Here is an 18,161-nt window from a genome sequence, read left to right on the forward strand (position 1 = left end):
CAGCGTTTTGCCCTATGGACAGCCCTTTTTCCTCTCGACAGCGCCCTCAATGCCAGCATTCGCTTTCGACCCGAACACTCACACTCACCATTACTTCAAAATCTGTAGTTTTACACTCGAGTCAGTCCGGCAGGTACCTGACGCTCAACACGCCGTCCTCACCGTCCACCGCTCGACGAACCTCGACGCGGACGGCCTCGAGGCGGGCCGCCCGTGCGATGGTCTCCTCGTCCTCGAGGACGTCGCGGGCTGCCTCCTCGACGCGCGCGGCGGGAACCCGAAAGACGTGAATCTCGCCCGTTCCGGCCCGTTCGTGCTGTTCGAGGTTGCCGACGTCGGCCTCGGCGGCCAACTCCTTCGAGTGGGTCGTCGGCTCGAGGTCGCTGTCGACGAGTTCGACCCAGCGCCGATCCTCGACGTCGATCAGTGTCCAGGCGACCTCGAGGGGCGGTTCGGGGGCGATCGTCGCCTCGAGTACGTCGTGTGTCTCGAGGCCGTCGTTCGCGGCGAGCGTGTGCACCTGCGCGGAGTCGACGTCCCGGAGGACGACCGACTCGTCCTCGGCGTGGGTGACGACGAAGGTGCCCGTCTTCTCGGTCATAGTGGATGAGAGGAGCGCGACGGCTTTCGGGGTTTCGACTCGTCGCGGGTATGCGCTCGCGAGCCGACTCGAGTGCGCTGCTCTGCTCTTGGCTACCGGGAGAGCCGGTGGACCACGTAGATCCCAGCCCCGGCGAGTGCGGGGATCGCGAGTCCGACGGCGGGCGGGAGGCCGTACAGAAAGGCCACCACTGGACCGCCCTCGGTCTGAAACTCCGCGGGGACCGTCGGAATCAGGCCGACGTACAGCGCGGCGAGAAAGAGGTAGCCGCTGGCGGCGAGTCGCCGGTCGTACCGAACGTCGTCGCCCACCTGTCGACGGTGGCGACGGGCGACGAGCAACACGGGCGCGAGGATCGGCGCGACGACGGCCATGCCGACGACGATGACGAACGATCGGGAGAACGACAGCGTCGCCGTCGTGCCGACCGTTTCCCCGATCACGCGAACCAGGGAGAGGGCGAACGCGAACACGAGAATTGCCGCAATGGCCCCGCCGACGAGGACGTAGCTCCTGAACAGCCGCGAGTTGCTCTGGCGAATCGCGTACGGGAACGCCCCGAGCACTCCGCCGTACGTCCTCGAGTCGGTCGTCTCGTCGCCGGGTGTGGCTCCGGAGTCGACCGACTCGTCAGACGCGCTCATTGACCGCGATTGGCAGTCGAGGCGAATAAGGGATACGATGCTCGAGCGCCCAGTCCCCGCTCGGAGCCAACGCCGCTTCGAGGCGTGACGGAACGCCTTTATCGGTCGCTATCGCCTCTCCGATATGGACGTCGACATCGGCAACGCGCTCGCGTCGGTCGCTTCTCCCGGCATCTCGCGGGAGGGCCTCGAGCGCCTGGACGAACGCGTCGCGACGGCGCACGAGCGAATCGAGGCGGGACGGGCGAACGACGAACACGGCTACGCCGCCCTGAATCTCCCCGAGCGGACGGATCCAGACGCGATTCGCGCAGCGGTCGAGCCCGTGGCCGACGCGGACGCGCTCGTCACCATCGGCATCGGCGGGAGCGCGCTCGGCGCGGCGACGATCACAGACGCGCTCGTGGACGCGGGGGACGGCACCGAGGCAGTATATCTCGACAACGTCGACCCCGCCTGGATCACCCGCCGCCTCGAGACTCTGCCCCTCGAGTCGACCGCGATTAACGTCGTCTCCCGCTCGGGGACGACCGCCGAGACGCTCGCGAACTTCCTGGTCGTCCGCGAGGCTTTCGAGGACGCCGGCGTCGACTGGACCGAGCGCACGGTCGTGACAACCGGCGGGTCCGGCCCGCTTCGCTCGCTCGCGGATCGCCACGACCTCGCCGCGGTCTCCGTGCCCGACGGCGTCCCCGGTCGCTTCTCGGCGCTCTCGGCGGTCGGCCTGGTCGCCGCGGCCGTCTGTGGGCACGGCCTGGAGGCCATCCTCGAGGGGGCGGCGGCCGAAGCCGACTCGCTGACTGGATCGCTGTTCGAATGTCCCGCCTACGCCTACGGTGCGACGGCCTACGCGCTCGACGCCCGGGGCGCCTCGATGAACGCGATGGTCCCCTACGCGGAGTCGCTCGAGACCTACGCCGAGTGGTTCGCCCAGCTGTGGGCCGAGAGCCTCGGGAAGGACGACCTGGGCCAGACGCCCGTCCGCGCGCTGGGGGTGACCGACCAGCACTCACAGCTTCAGCTCTATCGGGCCGGCCCCCGCGACAAGCTGGTGACGTTCGTCACACCGCGTGAGACCGCCGACCGCGAGATTCCCGGGACCGACGTCGACGAACTCGCCTATCTCGGCGACGCCACCCTCGGCGAGTTGCTCGAGGCGGAGTTCGAGGCCACCGAGGCGAGTCTGGCGGCGGCCGGCCGCCCTAACGTTCGGGTCGAACTCGAGTCGGTCGACGCCTTCGAATTCGGTGGCCTCCTCTACGGTATGGAGGCTGCCTGCGTCCTCGCGGGCGAACTCTACGAGGTGAGCACGTTCACCCAGCCGGCCGTCGAGTGGGCCAAAAACGCCACCCGGGGGCTGCTCGGCGGTGGGGAGTTCGAAGAGGCCGAGGCAGTCGCCGAGAAGACGACGTTGCGCGTCGAGCGGTAATTCGAGACCGAACGGTATTCCGGGAACGAGCGGTACTCCAGGAACGAGCGGTACTCCGAGAAGGGTTCGCCGTCGAGGTGACTGTGACCAGGCGACGACCTCATCGACCATTGATCCGAACCCTCGAGCGCCCTCGATGAACGCGACCAGGTCCCGATTGCAGAGCGCCTATTATCGTTCGGGCGAACGGAGAGATATGAACGAGACCGCGCGGGAGGACCGCGCTCGATCGAGCGACGAAACCGGGGCAGTCGCCGGCATTGGCTTCGTCGTTGCGGCGTTCGCGACGACCGGACTCGCCGTCCCCGTTCGCGACGGTACCGACCACCTCGCCGTCCTGTTCGGACTCTTATTCGCCGTCGGAACCCTCGCCGTCTTCGCCGGCCGCCGGTACGACCTCCTCGAGCGTCGCTACAGCCTGGCTGGAGCGCTGGGTAGCCTGCTCGTCGTCTTGCTGGCCGGCTACGCCCTCACGCAGGGCATCTCCGGCGGGACAGATATCCCGGGCCTCGGCGTGCGGATCCCGACCGTCTTCGTGTCGTTTCTCGCGGCCGGAACGGCTATCGGCATCGCACTCGCCGAGTACGGATCGGTTCCCACCGTCGGCCTGCTTCAGCGAACCGTCGTAACCGCCCGCCTCGCGGCGCTCGCACTGGTCGCCTGGATCGTGAGTCCGTTGATCGGCATCCTCCTCGAGATTCCCGTCGTGCTCGTCGTCGGCGGGTTGTCTGAAATCCAGCGACAGGCAGTCATGCAGATTGGCGTCGCCATCGGCACGGCAGCGATCGCCGTCGCCTACGTCTACAACACGGGACGCGACCGCTCGTATTTCGACCTCGAGAAGCCGAGTCTTCGGGCCGTCGCCTGGATCGCCGGGGGCGTGGCGCTCATCTTTCTCGTCAATATCGCCATCTCGGTACTGTTCTCCTCGGGCGGGATCGAAGGGGCCGAGCACTCGGCGACGCAGGCTGCACAACGAAACCCCGAACTGCTCTACGTAATGGTCCCCGCCTCGATTCTCATCACTGGCCCGTTCGAGGAACTGATGTACCGGAACGTTATCCAGAAGTCGATGTACGACGTGTTCTCCCCGGTCGGGGCCCTCCTGGTCTCGAGCGTCCTCTTCACGGCGATACACACCGCTGCGTACGCAACGGCAGGCCCGGAGGCGCTCATCGCCAGCCTGGCCATCGTCTTCGGCCTCTCGCTCGTGCTCGGAACGGTGTATCTCGTGACGAACAACCTCGTCGTCCCGGCGCTCATCCACGGCATCTACAACGCCGTCATCTTCGCGTCGATTGCCCTGTAACGAAGCACCCCGCCATGTCTCCCTCGAGTCCAGCCGGGGACACACCGGCTCAGTAGGAGGTCGCCCAGTACCAGTACACGGTGACGGCGATCAGCACGACCAGACCGCCGAGGAAGAAGAGCGCCCCTGGGGGAATCGTCGCGAAGATGGCGTCGGCAGCCTCTGCAGCGCCGTCCGTGACGCCGTCGACGGTACCGTTGTCGTCGCCCGACGGGACGACCGATTCGTTGCCGCCGTCGGTGGCGACGTCGCCGTCGGTGCCGTCGGTGCTGTTGTCGCTGTAGTTGGCGCCATCCGCGCCGGCGTCGTCGTCTCCCGCGGCCGAGTCGTTACCGCCGCCGTCGCTCGAGGCGTCGTCGTCGGCTTCCGGGGCATCGTCGGTTTCGTCCACGTCGGTGGTACCCATGTCGCCGCCGTCGCCGCCATCGGTTCCACTGTCTCCGCTATCGGCTCCGTCGGCCCCATCGCCGTCGGCCGTATCCTCTTCGGCCGTCTCGCTATCTTCGGTTTCGGAACTGTCTGTGCTATCGTCGGTAGCCGCTCCGTTTCCGTTGCCAGCCTCGTCGCTGGCCCCGTTCCCGTTTCCATTCCCGTTCCCAGCAGCCCCACCATCAGTCGTTCCGCCCGTTCCCGCTGTCCCTTCCGTTCCCGCCTGCGGACCCACGTACCTCGAGAGCCCGTACTGGACGAGCAAACTTCCACCGGCGAGGGCCGCGACGCCCCCGATGAATCGCGAGAGCGCCGTCTTCAACCGCTCGGCCGTTGACCGGTCGCTCGTCACGATCAGCGGCCCGTCCGCCGTCGCGTAGACGCTCATCTCGTTGCCCCGCGAGGAGTACCAGGTGTCGACGACCTCGACCAGTCCCGCGTCCTCGAGTTTCTCGAGGTGGTAGCGGACGTTCTGGATCGAGGAGTCGATTGCATCGGCGACGTCGCTCGGCGTCCCGGGTTCGTCGTTTAAGTGACTGTAGATCCGGCGGGCCGTCGTCGACGACAGCGCACCGAACACCGCGTCGGCGTCCTCGTCCTCGAGGTCGACGACTCGAGGCTGGCCCTCCTGGGCGGGCGTCTCGGAGCGAAGGGGAAACAGCCGGGCCATCGGTCTCTATTCTGGTATTCTCACCGACATACATACCCCTTTCCCTACGTAAAAGAGGCGTTTTACCTTCTGGAGACCCGCTCGAAACTGCCCGAAACGCCATTGATGAACGATCGTCTTCAAAGACCGGGGTCGAATAGAAACAATTACCCAGGGCGAGTGACGACGGGACGTATGAATCGACTCGAACGGATCGGCTGGCTCCTCGCGGCGGTGCTCGTCTGCCTCCTCGGGGTCCCGTGGTTCCTCTGGGGGGACGCGACGACAACGTTCGGCCTGCCGCTGTGGCTCTGGTGGCACGTCGGCTGGTTGGCGCTGTGTTCCGCGCTCTTCTGGACGTTCGCCCAGCGCGCCTGGGGCGTCGGTATCGAACCGGACCGACCGCAGTCACGGTCGCCGCGGTCGGGCGGTCGAGCGGAGGGTGATCGCCGGTGACCCTCGCGCTCCAGCTCGGCATCATCGTCGGCTACCTCCTGCTCGCGCTCGCCGTCGGCCTCGTCGCCTACCGGCTCACCGAGCGGACGGCCGAGGACTTCTACCTCGCCAGCCGAACGCTCGGAACCGTCGTCCTGCTGTTTACCACCTTCGCGACCCTGCTCTCGGCGTTCACCTTCTTCGCCGGGCCGAACCTGGCCTTCCTCCACGGCCCCGAGTGGATCCTCGTCATGGGCGTGATGGACGGCCTCATCTTCGCCGTTCTCTGGTACGTCATCGGCTATAAACAGTGGTTGCTCGGCCAGCAACGCGGCTACGTCACCCTCGGAGAGATGCTCGGCGACCGCTTCGGCTCGAGACGCCTCCGCGGCCTCGTCGCCGGGGTGAGCCTCATGTGGCTCTTCCCGTACGTCATGCTCCAGCAAGTCGGCGCGGGGACCGCCCTCGAGGCGCTGACCGACGGTGCGATTCCCTACGCCGGCGGCGCGGGTCTCATCACCCTCTTCATGATCCTCTACGTCGTCCTCGCGGGCTTCCGAGGCATCGCCTGGACCGACACGCTCCAGGGAGCGTTCATGCTCGTCACCACGTGGGTCGCCCTGCTCTGGGTGCTCGCCGCCGTCGGTGGGCCGACTGCGGCGACGGCTGAACTCGAGGCCGCCGCCAGCGGTCACCTCGCGCTGGGCGGGGCCTACTACACCCCGCAGTTCGTACTCTCGACGGCGATCACGATCGGCTTCGGCGTCGCCATGTTTCCGCAGGTCAACCAGCGCTTCTTCGCCGCAGGGTCGAAAGCGGTGCTCAAGCGGTCGTTCGCCCTCTGGCCCGTCCTCTGTCTGCTCCTCTTCGTCCCCGCGTTCCTGCTCGGCGCCTGGGCGCGCGGGCTCGAGACCGGCATCGCGGTCGCCGAAATCGAGGGCGGCGGGAACGTCCTCCCGCTGATTCTCGCCGAGTTCACTCCGACGTGGTTCGCCGCGCTCGTCATCGCGGGCGCGATGGCGGCGATGATGTCTTCCTCAGATTCCATGTTGCTGTCGGGGTCGTCGTACTTCACGCGTGATCTCTACCGCCCGTTCGTCGACGCGACGCTCTCGGACCGCGGTGAGGACACGATCGCTCGCCTCGGCGTCGTCGTCTTCGCCGTCTCGACGTTCCTCGCGAGCCTCTACAACGCGGCTACGCTGTTCGAACTCGGTAACGCCGCATTCAGCGGATTCGCCCAGCTCGCCTTGCCCGTGATGGTCGCGCTCTACTGGCGCGGGACGACTCGAGCCGGCATTATCGCAGGAATCCTGGGGAGCCAGGCCTTCTACCTCGCGAGCGTCTTTCTCCCGTTCGTCCCCGGTAGCTACGGCGGCTGGTCGGCTGGCCTCGTCGGAATGGGCCTCGGACTCGCGCTCACCGTGGGCGTCTCGTGGCTCACCGCCCCCGCGGCTGCCGAACAGCGGGCGATCTACTTCGAGGCGCTCGAGGCCGACTGAGTCGGGAGACCGCTACGGCAAAAAGGGCGGCCGTCGAAGCGGGGGGTATGCCCGCCGAGTTGCCGTCATCGTTTCGCGAGAACTGGGAGTCCGTCGGCTCGAGAACCGAGGACGTTTCGATCTCGCTGCTGTCGATCACGGCCGAAACGACGGTCTACGAGCACCCCGGGACGCCGACGATCGGCGACTGTGATATTCAGCCCCGGTCGCTGCTCGGGATCGACGTCGACCTCTCGCCGTCGCTGTCGGCGCTCGGAAAATCCGTCGAGGACGTGATGTCGCTGGCCGCGGACCCGGCCAAAGAACGGTTCGTCTCGCTGCTCGGCGAGGAGGGGATCACCGTTCAGGACGAGCGTTCGGTCACCGAGTTTGACCGCGGCGACGGTACCGCCGGCCGGTGGTACGTCTTCGAGACGACCCATCCTGCCGGCGACGCCCGGATCGACACCGAAACGCACCTCGCGGTCTGGCCTGCGGGCGATCAGTTCGCGATGGCGGGCGGCACGATTCCGCTCGAGGCGCCGCTCGAGGACGCCCTCGAGGTCGGGGTCGACGACGAGGTAGAGATCGAGATCCATCCGGGGACCGACCGCGAGACGATCGCCGCGTTCGTCCGCGCTCGCGTTCGCGAGACGGTCGACTCGATCGAAGGTCTGGAGGGGATAGACGCGGGGACGGAACCGAACGAGTCCGCCCTCGACTGACGGTTCGATCCGCGAGACACACTCGAGCCGCGAGGCCTAACAGACACGCGTAAGTGCCGGGGTTCCGAACGCTCGCTCATGCCCGAGCCAACCGATCTCGAGGAGCTCCGACGCGGCACCGATCTCGTCAAGCGCGGCTTCGCCCGTATGCAGAAAGGCGGCGTCATCATGGATGTCGTGAACCCCGAACAGGCGCGGATTGCGGAGGACGCCGGCGCCGTCGCCGTGATGGCGCTCGAGGCCGTCCCCGCCGACATCAGAAAGCGCGGCGGCGTCGCCAGGATGGCTGACCCCGCCGACGTCGAGGAAATCGTCGAGTCCGTCTCGATCCCCGTCATGGGAAAGGCCCGTATCGGCCACCGCACCGAAGCACAGATCCTCGAGGCCGTTGGCGTCGACATGATCGACGAGAGCGAGGTGCTCACGCCCGCGGACAACGACTACCACATCGACAAGCGCGCGTTCACCGCACCGTTCGTCTGCGGCGCGCGCAACCTCGGGGAGGCCCTGCGCCGAATCGACGAGGGCGCGGCCATGATCCGCACCAAGGGCGAGGCCGGCACCGGCGACGTCAACCAGGCGGTCTACCACCAGCGCACGATCAAGGGCGAGATTCGCAAACTCGAGGGGATGAGCCACGAGGAACGAGAGGCCTACGCCCGCGAGATCGAGGCGAACGCCGAGCTGGTCCACGAGGCTGCGGAAATGGGGCGGCTCCCGGTCGTGAACTTCGCCGCGGGCGGCATCGCCACCCCGGCAGACGCCGCGCTCATGATGACCCACGACTGCGACGGCATCTTCGTCGGCAGCGGCATCTTCGGCGCGGAGAACCCGCCGGAGATGGCCGAGGCCATCGTCGAAGCGGTCAATCACTGGGACGATCCCGAATCGCTCGCCGAAATCTCGAAGAACCTGGGCAAGAGCATGAAGGGCGACGCGAACGTCGACCTGCCCGAGGAGGAGCGGATGCAGGGCCGAGGCGTCTGAACGAGGACTCGAACCCGTCTTCGTCACCGAATCGGCGGCCCGAACGCGATTCCTGCCTCGCGACCTTTCCCTGGTAAGGCGCCCCGTTTTCTCCGTTCGGCGCCTCTGTACGGTATGAACAGTACGTCGAGCGAGACGAACGGACTCGAGCAGCTCTCCGAACGCGTCCTTGGGGGAACGACCGGATTGTTTCAGGCGATCGAACGGGACGCGTCCGACGAGCGGGTGTCGAGCCTGGCGAAGGAGCTGTGGGAGATCACCGACGCGGCCGAAGGACTGCTCGAGACGGTGGACCTCGAACGGCTGCCCGACGCCGTCGACGCCGACGACCTCCCCGACCTGATCGACGTCGAGAACCTCCCAAACACGATCCGGGATCGCGACGCGAGCGAGGGGCTCGATCTCAGCGAGCTCCGCCACGCGATCAAGTTGCGGGAACTCTGGAATACGGTCGACCTCGTGGACTTCCGGCAGGCGAGCCACCGACTCAGGGCAGAGATCGAGGACGTGGTCGGTCCCGATCGGTTGTCCGCGGCTTCGAACGGCGACTCGAGAGTCGCAGTCGACCTCGAGGCGTTCGGCGACGAGATCCGGGCCGAGGCGCCCAACGTGGCGCTCCAGCAGCAGGCCAAGAAACGGATGAAGCAGGCCCGACGTGGCGTGCTCGAGGGACACGCGGCCCTCGAGGAGGTGTACACCGGGAATCGGTCGAACCCCTCCAAGAGACGGCGAGAAGGGCCTCGAAACCCGACGGCCGTCTCGTTGCTCCCGGGCGGTCCGCTGCCGGACAGTGCCTCCGTGCGGTATTCGTCGGTTCCGCCCGCCGTCCGGGGTGCGGCGATCGACCCGCTTCCGCGGATCTACGGTCGCCGCTGGCAGAAGCGACGCAATTTGGCTCGAAACCGGCATTCGTAGCCGGAAATGTCCACCGGGATCCAGGGGTTACCGTAGACGCACCAGACGGGTGAGTGTCTGCTGAGACACGCTGTCGACGACGAGCATCGCGAGCAGGTAGATCGGCAGTACGATTAACAGGAGTAGCGACGGCAGGATGATGAACCACTCCGTTCCTCCGGCCGTCGTCAGCACGATCGCCGCCAGCTCCCACGCGATCACGACGAGGAACATTTCGGTTCTGTCCATACGACGTGAAATAACCCTGGTGTATTAAATGTTGTATCACTGTCTTGAGTACGACTCTCTCGAGCCGACTGTCCACCACAACTCGAATCGACAACACCAGCCATTACAACTCGAGCCAGGGAGCTACCGCTCGAGCACACGAAATCGAAGAAATCGTCGAATCGAACCGATCAGTCGGCCTGAACGGCTTCCGCGGACTCCTCGGACTCGCGGTAGTGCTCCGCGATGAGGTCCTCGTCGATCCGGTTGAGTTCCTCTTTGGGCAGCGTCGAGAGCAGGTCCCAGCCAATCTCGAGGGTGTCCTCGATCGACCGGTCGGTGTCGTACCCCTGCTGGACGAACTCGTTTTCGAACCGGTCGGCGAAGTCGAGGAATTTGTTGTCCCGTTCGGTCAGCGCCTCGCGACCGACGATGTTCACGAGGTCGCGCAGGTCCTCACCCTCTGCGTACGCGGCGTAGAGCTGGTCGGAGACGTCCGCGTGGTCTCCACGGGTTAGCCCCTCGCCGATCCCGTCGTCCATCAGCCGCGACAGGCTGGGCAGGACGTTGATTGGAGGCTCGATCCCCTGACTGTTCAGGGACCGGTCGACGATGATCTGACCCTCGGTAATGTAGCCCGTCAGGTCCGGAATCGGGTGGGTGATGTCGTCGGAGGGCATCGTCAGGATCGGAATCTGGGTGACCGAGCCCTCGCGGCCCTCGATTCGACCCGCCCGCTCGTAGAGCTGGGCCAGGTCGGTGTACATGTACCCGGGGTAGCCACGTCGACCCGGCACCTCCTCGCGGGCCGCGCCGATCTCGCGCAGCGCCTCACAGTAGTTCGTGATGTCCGTGAGGATGACGAGGACGTGGTAGTCCTTCTCGAAGGCGAGGTACTCAGCGGTGGTCAGGGCCAGTCGCGGCGTGACCGTCCGCTCGACGGCGGGGTCGTCCGCCAGGTTCATGAAGACGACCGAACGCTCGAGCGCGCCGGTGCGTTCGAAGTCCTGCATGAACTCGTTTGCTTCCTCCTGGGTGATGCCCATCGCGCCGAAGATGACGGCGAACTCCGAGCCCTCGTCGCTTTCTCCTTCTTCCTCCGGCACCGTCGCCTGCCGGGCAATCTGGAGCGCCAGATCGTTGTGCGGCAGTCCGGAGCCGGAGAAAATCGGCAGTTTCTGCCCGCGAACGAGCGTGTTCATGCCGTCGATGGAGCTGACGCCCGTCTGGATGAACTCCTCGGGGTACTCCCGGGAGTAGGGGTTGATCGCCGCCCCGACGATGTCGAGTCGCTCGTCGGGAACGATCTCGGGACCGCCGTCGATGGGGTTCCCGGACCCGTCGAGGACGCGACCGAGCAGGTCCTCCGTGACGGGCATCTTCATGGTCTCGCCCAGGAAGCGAACGGAGGCGTTGCGGTCGATGCCGCCCGTCCCCTCGAACACCTGGATCGAGACGAGTCCTTCGCTCGATTCGAGTACCTGTCCGCGCAGGGTCTTGCCGTCCTCCGTTTCGATCTCGACGATCTCGTCGTAGCCAACGGGTTCGTCGACCTCGGCAAACACCAGCGGACCGCTGATTTCCGTGATCGTTTGATATTCTTTCATGATTGGCTAGTATAGGGCCCTAATCTGGGACTCGAGATCCGACTCGAGTTCGTCGATAAATTCGTGCCAGTCCTCGGCGGTGCCCATCCGGTTGAGTCGGGGCGCGGCGTCGACGTCCTGGATCTCGTCGACCGGGACGCCGGCGTCGAGCGCCTCGAAGGCCTCGTCGTTGAACGTTCGAATCGCCTGGAGCATCCGGTAGGTCTTCTCGGGCTCGCAGTAGGTGTCCACGTCGTGGAACGCGTTCTGCTGGAGCCACGCCTCCCGGAGGTAGCGTGCGACCTCGAGAGTCATCTGCTGGTCTTCCGGCAGGGCGTCCTTGCCGACGAGCTGGACGATCTCCTGTAGTTCGTCTTCCTCGTCGAGCACGTCGACGGCCCACTGGCGGATCTCGGGGTAGTCTTCTGCGACGTTCTCTCGGTACCAGGGGTCGAGTTGCTGTCGGTACAGCGAGTACGACTCGTTCCAGTTGATCGAGGGGAAGTGCCGACGCTCGGCGAGGTCGGCGTCCAGCGCCCAGAACGTCTTGACGATACGCAGGGTGTTCTGGGTGACGGGCTCGGAGAAGTCGCCGCCCGGGGGCGAGACTGCACCGATGACCGACACCGATCCCTGGGTGCCGTTGACGTTCTGGAACAGGCCGGCGCGCTCGTAGAACTCGGAGAGCGACGCGGCGAGGTAGGCGGGGTAGCCCTCCTCGCCGGGCATCTCCTCGAGTCGGCTCGAAATCTCTCGCATGGCCTCTGCCCACCGCGAGGTGGAGTCGGCCATCAGCGCGACGTCGTAGCCCATGTCGCGGAAGTATTCCGCGATGGTGATGCCCGTGTAAATGCAGGATTCGCGGGCTGCGACGGGCATGTTCGAGGTGTTCGCGATGAGGCAGGTCCGGCTCATCAGCGGCTTCCCGGTCTTGGGGTCTTCCAGTTCCGGGAAGTCCTCGATGACCTCGGTCATCTCGTTGCCACGCTCGCCACAGCCGACGTAGACGACGATGTCCGCGTCGGCCCACTTCGCGAGCTGGTGCTGGGTGACCGTCTTTCCGGAGCCGAAGGGGCCCGGAATCGCCGCGGTGCCGCCCTTGGCGATCGGGAAGAGGCCGTCCAGGATGCGCTGGCCGCTGATGAGCGGAATCGTTGGCGTCTGCTTCTCATCGGCAGGGCGGGCCGATCGAACCGGCCACTCCTGGTGCATCGTGATCTCCTCGTCGGAATCGAGTTCGGCGACGACCTCGTCGACCGTGAACGTGCCGCTCTCGATCGAGGTGATCTCGCCGCCCTCGTAGTCCGGCGGGACCATCACCTTGTGGGTGATGCTCTCGGTTTCGGGGACCTCACCGATGACGTCCCCGGGTTCGACCGCGTCACCCTCCTCGACGGTGGGGGTAAACTCCCACGTTCGCTCGAGGTCGATGCCCGGCGCGTCGACCCCGCGGTCGAGGAACGCCGAGTTCATCTTCTCCTCGAGTTCGTCGAGGGGGCGCTGGACGCCGTCGTAGATGGTGTCCAGCAGGCCGGGTCCAAGGTCGACGCTCAGGGGCTCGCCCGTGTTCTCGACGGGTTCGCCGGGGCTAACGCCGGAGGTCTCCTCGTAGACCTGAATCGTGGTCAGGTTCCCTTCGATTTCGATGACCTCGCCCATCAGCCCTTCGTCGCCGACGTAGACGACGTCGTTCATTCGGGCGTCGAGGTCCGCGGCGGTCACGACGGGACCGCTCACGCTTTCTATCACACCGTCTTCGTCGACGGATTCTAGTGCCTGGCTCATAGGTTACTCACTGTCTTGGTCTTCGTCCTCGTCCATCAGGTCGATCCCGATGGCGCGTTTGATCTGCTCGCGAAGGCCGCCGCCACCGCTGCCACTGCCGCCGATGGTGATGACGACCGGTTCGACGCTCGTTTCGACGTCCGAGCGGACGTTTCGCGAGAGATACTCGAGGTCGCCCTCGTGCATGATGACGATGCCAACGTCGCCGTCCTCGAGGACGGTCGTAGCGGCGTCGTCGAGGGTGTCGGCCTTTTCGTCGTCGGGGACGTTCTCGAACCGTCTGACGCCGGCGAGCCGAAAGCCCGTGGTGAACTCCGGACTGCCGACGACCGCGATTTCCTGGCTCATAGGATCACCAGCTCCTCTTCGATTTCGTTCTCCGAGAGACCGACCTCCCGACCGCGGGCGATGGCGCGGATGTTCTCAATCTCGCGCTCTTTCGCGAGGATGTACGACAGCACGGCCGACACCGACACCGGGTAGATGCTCGAGAGCGTGTCCGCGTACTCGAGCAACGCGGCGTCGACGGCGTGCTCGAACTGGATCAGGCTGTCGGCGTCGCGCAGTCGGTCGAGCGCGCTCGAGAGCCGGTCACCGTAGCGTCGGTTGGCGGCGATGTGATCGACCAGGTCGTCGTAGCGGTTGACCAGCTGGCGGAGTTCGCTCTCGGTGAAGAGCACGCCGCCGTCGATGTAGTACGCCGCGGGGTCGAGGTCGGCGCCGCTGCGAGCGAGTCGCAGGGCGTTCCGTGCGTTCCGGAAGTCGATCTCGGCCTGGAGGAACTCGACGTAGAGCGCTCGTGGGCCCTCCTGTGGACCGGCCGACCCGGGCGTGTCGAGGCCCCGAATGTCGGCCAGCAGCCGTTCGTAGAACGCCCGATCGAGCGCGTTCTCGAGGGGGACCAGCGCGTGGCTCTCCTCGTACTCCTCGTAGGCGACCTCGAGGGGGTCGTGGTAGATCGTCCGGTCGAGCACTTCGATTGCGTCCTCGATGGTGTCGACCTCGAGTAAGCGGTCGATGGTTCGCTCGTCGAGTTCGCCGGCACGGATCAGGTCCGTCCGAACCTCCTCGGCGTTGGAGTCGGTGTAGATGCCCCGGAGGATCGTCTTCAGGTTCCAGACGTCGAACTTCCGGAGGTAGCGGGCGATGAGGTCGTAGAGGCGACCGTCCGACCAGTCCAGCAGGTCGTGGAAGTGCCTGGCGAGGTTCTGGTTCAGCGCGTACTCGATCAGGTCGACGCCGGAAAAGCGGGTGCCGAGGGCGTTGATCTCGCGTTCGTACTCCGTCTCCTCCATGAACCGCGCGATCTCGCTCGGCCCCATCCGGACCAGCTTCCGATAGTCTTCGTCCGCGAACAGCGAGGCTCGACGCGACCGCACGCGAGCGTTCACGTATTCCGGATTCGAGGCGCCCGTGCTCACGCGAACCACCCCGTGTGGTGAGTGTGAGCAGAGAGTGGGATGCGAGCCGTGCGAGTGGGAACGACCGTGCTCATTGCTCGAAGAGTCGGTTACTGATCTCCCGGAGGTTCTCTTCCCAGACGTCCTCGAACACCGAGTCGAAGGTGTTGTTCACCCGGACGCGGGACTGCTCGCTCTCGACGACGACGCCGCCGAGGCAGTCGCGCTCGCCAGCGTACGCGTAGCCGTCGTAGTCCGCGAGGATCGACTCGATCAGTACCTGGTCGTCGGCACGACCGTAGACGCTGACGTCGTCGCCCTCGTCGAACTCCTCGCCGGCCGCGTCGATGAGCGTCCGCGTCAGGTCCTCGCGGGTCTCGCCCTCGAGGCCGACCAGTTCGGCTTCGACCTGCTCGCGAACCTCGCCGAGGACGTTCCGTCGGGCCTCCAGGCGCTCCTGTTTCGCCTCCAGTTTCGCACTGGAGAGTCGCTGTTCGCGCAACTGCTCGATCTCGCGTTCGACCTCGGTCTCGGCACGCTCGAGGGTGTCCTCGGCGTCGTCCTCGGCCGCCGACTCGATCTCCTCGGCGCGAGCCTCGCCTTCCGCGCGGATGTCCTCCGCACGCGCGTGGGCTTCTTCTCGAATGTCTTCTACGACTGTATCCAAACTCATTGTGGAAAAGCGAACGGGGTGCTCAGGCGATGAAGACGACGACCAGTGCCAGGATCACGAGCGTCTCTGGGAGGACGGTCATGATCAGGCCTGGCACGAACATGTCGTCGTCCTCGGCCATCGCGCCGACGGCAGCCGCACCGATACCTCGCTCGGCGTATCCAGAGGCGAGGGCTGCGAGACCGACTGCGATCGCGGCCGCCGCGCCGGGGTCGTTCAGGGTCTGCAGTGCAACGTTCGAGGCTTCGAGGGTTTCCATCATTATTGATTACTCCTGACTGTAGGTTCGATCGTGTCCGAACGGTTCGTAGTTGGCTCCACCGCCTTCATAAAACTTGTTAAAGAATTCGACGTACTCGAGTCGAACTCCCTGTAAGCCGGCGCTTGTCACGCCAAGGACTAACACGACGACGTGTCCGACGACTAGAATGACGAACCCGCCGACGAGTCCGGCGATGCCGCCCATGTGCATGAGGCCGTCGAAGATTACGGTGGCCCCGCTGTCGTAGTGTTCGGCGACGTAGCTGGGGTCGTGTCCGGCCGAGCCCAGGAAGTGGAACGCGCCGTCGGGGTCCTCGTAGGCCCCGAAGAACAGCAGGTTGACCACGAACGCCATGCCGGCCTTCGCGAGCAACACTGCGCCCATCCGGGTGTACGAGAAGACGTTGACGACGACGTCGAGGGCTTCGACGGCCTCGACGGGTTCGCTGCTGATCAGCATGACGAGGCCGATCAGGAAGACGAGCAGGGGTGCCGTCAACAGGAAGTCGCCGACGGCAGGGAGCGGGATGGTCACCAGTCCCCACTCCGGGAAGCCGGTGAACCCGATGGGAAACGGCCCATCGCTAGCGAACGTCGTGAACAGGAACTCCGGCTTCGACGCTTCGGCCTGTGCCGAGAAGATCCAGATCCAAATGCCGTTGAGCATCAGGATCCACGACCCGCTGTGGAAGAGCGCATCTTTTAGGCCGTGGCTCAGGTTCTCGACGAAGTCGATCAGGTAGCCGATGTTCAGGTGCACGATGCCGGCGAGCACGCTCACGACCATCCAGCCGATGGCGAAGTCGGACGCACCGGGCTCGAGACCCTTGTTCAGCGGCAACAGTTCGACGTTCAGGAGGTCGCCCCAGACGATGGAGCCGAGAACGTGTAGGCCGAATATCTCGCCGTAGATGAACCCGAAGATGATCGTGAACGCACCGGCCCAGATGGCCACGCCGCCCAGGCTCGAGATGCCGTCGCTCTCGAAGTTGGTTGCCATGTAGTAGCCGATGGCGACGTACAGGATCCCGTAGCCGACGTCACCGATCATGAAGCCGAAGAAGACCGGGAACGTCAGGAACAGGAAGACCGTCGGGTCGAGTTCGCTGTACTTCGGTTTGTTGACCGCGTTGACCAGGGCCTCGAACGGCTTCGCGACCCCGGGGTTGTCCTGAATGACCGGCGGTTCGTCGTCCATCGTGACGGCCGAGCCGCCGTCGGTGACGGCTTTCTGCTCGGCTCTCTCTTCCTCGTCCTCGCTGGCGGTCGGCCCGTCCTCGTCCTGTGCGGCGGGCGCCCCCTTCTGGACGTCTTCGGTGTGCGTGTGGGCGCCGTGACGGTCGTAGTCGGCGCGCTCGAGTTCTTCGATCTCGACGCTGTCGCCGACGGCGTCGTTCAGCGCGGCGACGAGGCGGTCGTACTCGGTCGTCGGAATCCAGCCCTCGGCGATGAACGCCCGGTCGCTCGTCGCGAACTGGAGCGGCGCCTCGGCGCGCTGGACCTCGACCGTGAGCTTTTCCTCGGCGAGCAACAGGAACGCGCCCTCCTCGGTCTTGATCGTTTGGAGGTCGGCGTCGATCTCATCGAGTTTGGCCTCGAGGTCGCGTTCCTCGCGCTCGAGATCGGACACGTAGGACTCGGGGTCCTTCTCCGTCTCGGGCACCTGGTAGCGGCTGAAGTCGACGCCGACGAGGGCGTCGTCGACGAATCCCTCGTTGGCTCCGTCGGCGGGTGCCGCGACGATTGCGACGACCCCGTCGCCGGTGAACGTCTCGTAGGCGCGGACGTCGTCGGACGCATCGAGGACAGCCTCGACCTCAGTCAGCGATCCCTCGCCGACGACGACTTCGACGGTATCGTACCCCGACAACAAGTCGAGGTCGATCCCGAGGTCCGCGAAGGGTTCGATCCGGTCGAGTCGCTCCCTGACGCGGCGCAACTGGTCGCGAACCTCGGTACGTCGGTCGTCGAGGTCGTTGACCCGCGTCCGGATGGACTCGAGGCGGGGCTCCCAGTCCTTGCCGAGCCTTCCGGACTGGACGTCGACGTCGTCGTCCTCGAGGTCGAGCGTGCTCTCGAGGGCCCGGACCGTGACGAGCTTCTCGGAGGCCTCGTCGGCGCCCGCGATGGGGTTGCCGTTGTCGAAGCCCGCCCAGGAGCCGTCGTAGTCCGAGAGGTGTACCAGGTTCAGGTCGTAAACTGCCTCGATGACCGTGGGCATAACGCCCTTCGAGCCGGTCACCGAGACCTTGCTCATCTGTTCAGGTCTGAGCATTGACGTCCTCCTGGAACAGGTCGACGACGTGGGATGCCACCTCGTCGACCCGTGTCGTGGCGCGTTTCTCGAGCGCCTCGCGATCCTCGGTTCCCTCCCGGAGCACGCGCTCACACTCGGCGTCGATCTCCTCGCGAGCGTCCTCGAGCCGGCGCTCCTTGAGGTCTCGAGCCTCCGCTTCCGCTTCCGAGCGTATCTCCTCGGCGCGTTTCCGGGCCTCGGCGATGCGCTCGTCGCGGTCGTTCTCCGCCTGTGCGACGATTTCGTCGGCCTTCTCTTCTGCCGACTTGATCTCTTGTAGAACCTGTGGCCTCGGCATACTCTAAGCACCCGACGTTTGCTTGAGCGCGTATAAGGTAGTTGCGAAAGT

The 18,161-nt window shown here is 65.7% G+C and carries 19 protein-coding genes; 7 read left to right on the plus strand and 12 right to left on the minus strand.

Annotated features, from left to right (window positions below):
- Positions 1-121: 121 nt before the first annotated feature.
- Together AC6I65_RS02045 and AC6I65_RS02050 are read right to left on the minus strand one after the other, a co-directional pair.
- A complete protein-coding gene (locus AC6I65_RS02045) occupies positions 122-601 on the minus strand; it encodes a DUF5812 family protein (protein ID WP_497902435.1) in 480 nt (159 codons plus the stop codon).
- A gap of 92 nt (positions 602-693) precedes the next feature.
- Entirely contained in the window at positions 694-1,245 is a 552-nt protein-coding gene (locus tag AC6I65_RS02050) for a DUF8056 family protein (RefSeq protein WP_497902436.1), read from the minus strand.
- A gap of 124 nt (positions 1,246-1,369) precedes the next feature.
- Here AC6I65_RS02050 and AC6I65_RS02055 point away from each other — a divergent pair, with 124 nt between their 5' ends.
- Together AC6I65_RS02055 and AC6I65_RS02060 are read left to right on the plus strand one after the other, a co-directional pair.
- Positions 1,370-2,674 carry a phosphoglucose isomerase-related protein gene (locus tag AC6I65_RS02055; RefSeq protein ID WP_497902437.1) on the plus strand — a complete coding sequence of 435 codons (1,305 nt, stop codon included), beginning with the start codon at positions 1,370-1,372 and terminating at the stop codon, positions 2,672-2,674.
- Positions 2,675-2,870: 196 nt separating this feature from the next.
- Positions 2,871-3,983 carry a CPBP family intramembrane glutamic endopeptidase gene (locus AC6I65_RS02060; RefSeq protein ID WP_497902438.1) on the plus strand — a complete coding sequence of 371 codons (1,113 nt, stop codon included), beginning with the start codon at positions 2,871-2,873 and terminating at the stop codon, positions 3,981-3,983.
- A gap of 49 nt (positions 3,984-4,032) precedes the next feature.
- Here AC6I65_RS02060 and AC6I65_RS02065 read toward each other — a convergent pair whose 3' ends face one another.
- A complete protein-coding gene (locus tag AC6I65_RS02065; RefSeq protein WP_497902439.1) occupies positions 4,033-5,082 on the minus strand; it encodes an ArsR/SmtB family transcription factor in 1,050 nt (349 codons plus the stop codon).
- A 174-nt stretch (positions 5,083-5,256) separates the two neighbouring features.
- Here AC6I65_RS02065 and AC6I65_RS02070 point away from each other — a divergent pair, with 174 nt between their 5' ends.
- The 5 genes from AC6I65_RS02070 to AC6I65_RS02090 all read left to right on the plus strand — a co-directional run bounded on the left by AC6I65_RS02070 (position 5,257) and on the right by AC6I65_RS02090 (position 9,604).
- A complete protein-coding gene (locus AC6I65_RS02070) occupies positions 5,257-5,517 on the plus strand; it encodes a DUF3311 domain-containing protein (protein ID WP_497902440.1) in 261 nt (86 codons plus the stop codon).
- On the plus strand, positions 5,514-6,998 hold the full coding sequence (locus AC6I65_RS02075; protein WP_497902441.1) for a sodium:solute symporter family protein: 1,485 nt from the start codon (positions 5,514-5,516) through the stop codon (positions 6,996-6,998). Before AC6I65_RS02070 ends, AC6I65_RS02075 begins: the two co-directional genes overlap by 4 nt.
- Before the next feature lie 47 nt (positions 6,999-7,045).
- Positions 7,046-7,702: a DUF6517 family protein gene (locus AC6I65_RS02080; RefSeq protein ID WP_497902442.1), complete on the plus strand. Its 657-nt coding sequence runs from the start codon at positions 7,046-7,048 to the stop codon at positions 7,700-7,702.
- 78 nt (positions 7,703-7,780) lie between these two features.
- Entirely contained in the window at positions 7,781-8,689 is a 909-nt protein-coding gene (pdxS, locus tag AC6I65_RS02085) for a pyridoxal 5'-phosphate synthase lyase subunit PdxS (RefSeq protein ID WP_497902443.1), read from the plus strand.
- A gap of 114 nt (positions 8,690-8,803) precedes the next feature.
- On the plus strand, positions 8,804-9,604 hold the full coding sequence (locus tag AC6I65_RS02090; RefSeq protein ID WP_497902444.1) for a hypothetical protein: 801 nt from the start codon (positions 8,804-8,806) through the stop codon (positions 9,602-9,604).
- A 27-nt stretch (positions 9,605-9,631) separates the two neighbouring features.
- Here the strand turns inward: AC6I65_RS02090 and AC6I65_RS02095 are convergent, their stop codons facing one another.
- The 9 genes from AC6I65_RS02095 to ahaH all read right to left on the minus strand — a co-directional run bounded on the left by AC6I65_RS02095 (position 9,632) and on the right by ahaH (position 18,110).
- The gene (locus tag AC6I65_RS02095) at positions 9,632-9,832 is read right to left on the minus strand and encodes a hypothetical protein (protein ID WP_497902445.1); all 201 of its coding nucleotides are present in this window, start codon (positions 9,830-9,832) and stop codon (positions 9,632-9,634) included.
- A gap of 170 nt (positions 9,833-10,002) precedes the next feature.
- Positions 10,003-11,418 (minus strand): ATP synthase subunit B, encoded by a 1,416-nt coding sequence (locus AC6I65_RS02100; RefSeq protein WP_254159239.1) that lies wholly within the window; start codon positions 11,416-11,418, stop codon positions 10,003-10,005.
- 6 nt (positions 11,419-11,424) lie between these two features.
- Positions 11,425-13,182, minus strand: a complete 1,758-nt coding sequence (locus AC6I65_RS02105; RefSeq protein WP_497902446.1) for an ATP synthase subunit A — start codon at positions 13,180-13,182, stop codon at positions 11,425-11,427.
- A 3-nt stretch (positions 13,183-13,185) separates the two neighbouring features.
- Positions 13,186-13,530, minus strand: a complete 345-nt coding sequence (locus tag AC6I65_RS02110; RefSeq protein WP_497902447.1) for a V-type ATP synthase subunit F — start codon at positions 13,528-13,530, stop codon at positions 13,186-13,188.
- Entirely contained in the window at positions 13,527-14,603 is a 1,077-nt protein-coding gene (locus AC6I65_RS02115) for a V-type ATP synthase subunit C (protein ID WP_497902448.1), read from the minus strand. The genes AC6I65_RS02110 and AC6I65_RS02115 overlap by 4 nt, the downstream gene beginning before the upstream one ends.
- Before the next feature lie 70 nt (positions 14,604-14,673).
- Positions 14,674-15,255, minus strand: coding sequence for a V-type ATP synthase subunit E (locus AC6I65_RS02120; protein WP_497902449.1), 582 nt, complete (start codon positions 15,253-15,255; stop codon positions 14,674-14,676).
- A gap of 22 nt (positions 15,256-15,277) precedes the next feature.
- Positions 15,278-15,517 (minus strand): ATP synthase subunit C-like protein, encoded by a 240-nt coding sequence (locus tag AC6I65_RS02125; RefSeq protein WP_253432253.1) that lies wholly within the window; start codon positions 15,515-15,517, stop codon positions 15,278-15,280.
- 6 nt (positions 15,518-15,523) lie between these two features.
- Positions 15,524-17,791: a V-type ATP synthase subunit I gene (locus tag AC6I65_RS02130; protein WP_497902450.1), complete on the minus strand. Its 2,268-nt coding sequence runs from the start codon at positions 17,789-17,791 to the stop codon at positions 15,524-15,526.
- Positions 17,778-18,110, minus strand: coding sequence for an ATP synthase archaeal subunit H (gene ahaH / locus AC6I65_RS02135; protein ID WP_497902451.1), 333 nt, complete (start codon positions 18,108-18,110; stop codon positions 17,778-17,780). Before ahaH ends, AC6I65_RS02130 begins: the two co-directional genes overlap by 14 nt.
- Between the last annotated feature and the right edge of the window lie 51 nt (positions 18,111-18,161).

It is taken from the genome of Natronosalvus sp. KLKA75 (assembly GCF_059736265.1).

Coding starts and splice junctions, on each gene's coding strand:
- AC6I65_RS02045 (WP_497902435.1), bottom strand. CDS start 601: ATGACCGAGAAGACGGGCACCTTCGTCGTCACCCACGCCGAGGACGAG.
- AC6I65_RS02050 (WP_497902436.1), bottom strand. CDS start 1,245: ATGAGCGCGTCTGACGAGTCGGTCGACTCCGGAGCCACACCCGGCGAC.
- AC6I65_RS02055 (WP_497902437.1), top strand. CDS start 1,370: ATGGACGTCGACATCGGCAACGCGCTCGCGTCGGTCGCTTCTCCCGGC.
- AC6I65_RS02060 (WP_497902438.1), top strand. CDS start 2,871: ATGAACGAGACCGCGCGGGAGGACCGCGCTCGATCGAGCGACGAAACC.
- AC6I65_RS02065 (WP_497902439.1), bottom strand. CDS start 5,082: ATGGCCCGGCTGTTTCCCCTTCGCTCCGAGACGCCCGCCCAGGAGGGC.
- AC6I65_RS02070 (WP_497902440.1), top strand. CDS start 5,257: ATGAATCGACTCGAACGGATCGGCTGGCTCCTCGCGGCGGTGCTCGTC.
- AC6I65_RS02080 (WP_497902442.1), top strand. CDS start 7,046: ATGCCCGCCGAGTTGCCGTCATCGTTTCGCGAGAACTGGGAGTCCGTC.
- pdxS (WP_497902443.1), top strand. CDS start 7,781: ATGCCCGAGCCAACCGATCTCGAGGAGCTCCGACGCGGCACCGATCTC.
- AC6I65_RS02090 (WP_497902444.1), top strand. CDS start 8,804: ATGAACAGTACGTCGAGCGAGACGAACGGACTCGAGCAGCTCTCCGAA.
- AC6I65_RS02095 (WP_497902445.1), bottom strand. CDS start 9,832: ATGGACAGAACCGAAATGTTCCTCGTCGTGATCGCGTGGGAGCTGGCG.
- AC6I65_RS02100 (WP_254159239.1), bottom strand. CDS start 11,418: ATGAAAGAATATCAAACGATCACGGAAATCAGCGGTCCGCTGGTGTTT.
- AC6I65_RS02105 (WP_497902446.1), bottom strand. CDS start 13,182: ATGAGCCAGGCACTAGAATCCGTCGACGAAGACGGTGTGATAGAAAGC.
- AC6I65_RS02110 (WP_497902447.1), bottom strand. CDS start 13,530: ATGAGCCAGGAAATCGCGGTCGTCGGCAGTCCGGAGTTCACCACGGGC.
- AC6I65_RS02120 (WP_497902449.1), bottom strand. CDS start 15,255: ATGAGTTTGGATACAGTCGTAGAAGACATTCGAGAAGAAGCCCACGCG.
- AC6I65_RS02125 (WP_253432253.1), bottom strand. CDS start 15,517: ATGATGGAAACCCTCGAAGCCTCGAACGTTGCACTGCAGACCCTGAAC.
- AC6I65_RS02130 (WP_497902450.1), bottom strand. CDS start 17,791: ATGCTCAGACCTGAACAGATGAGCAAGGTCTCGGTGACCGGCTCGAAG.
- ahaH (WP_497902451.1), bottom strand. CDS start 18,110: ATGCCGAGGCCACAGGTTCTACAAGAGATCAAGTCGGCAGAAGAGAAG.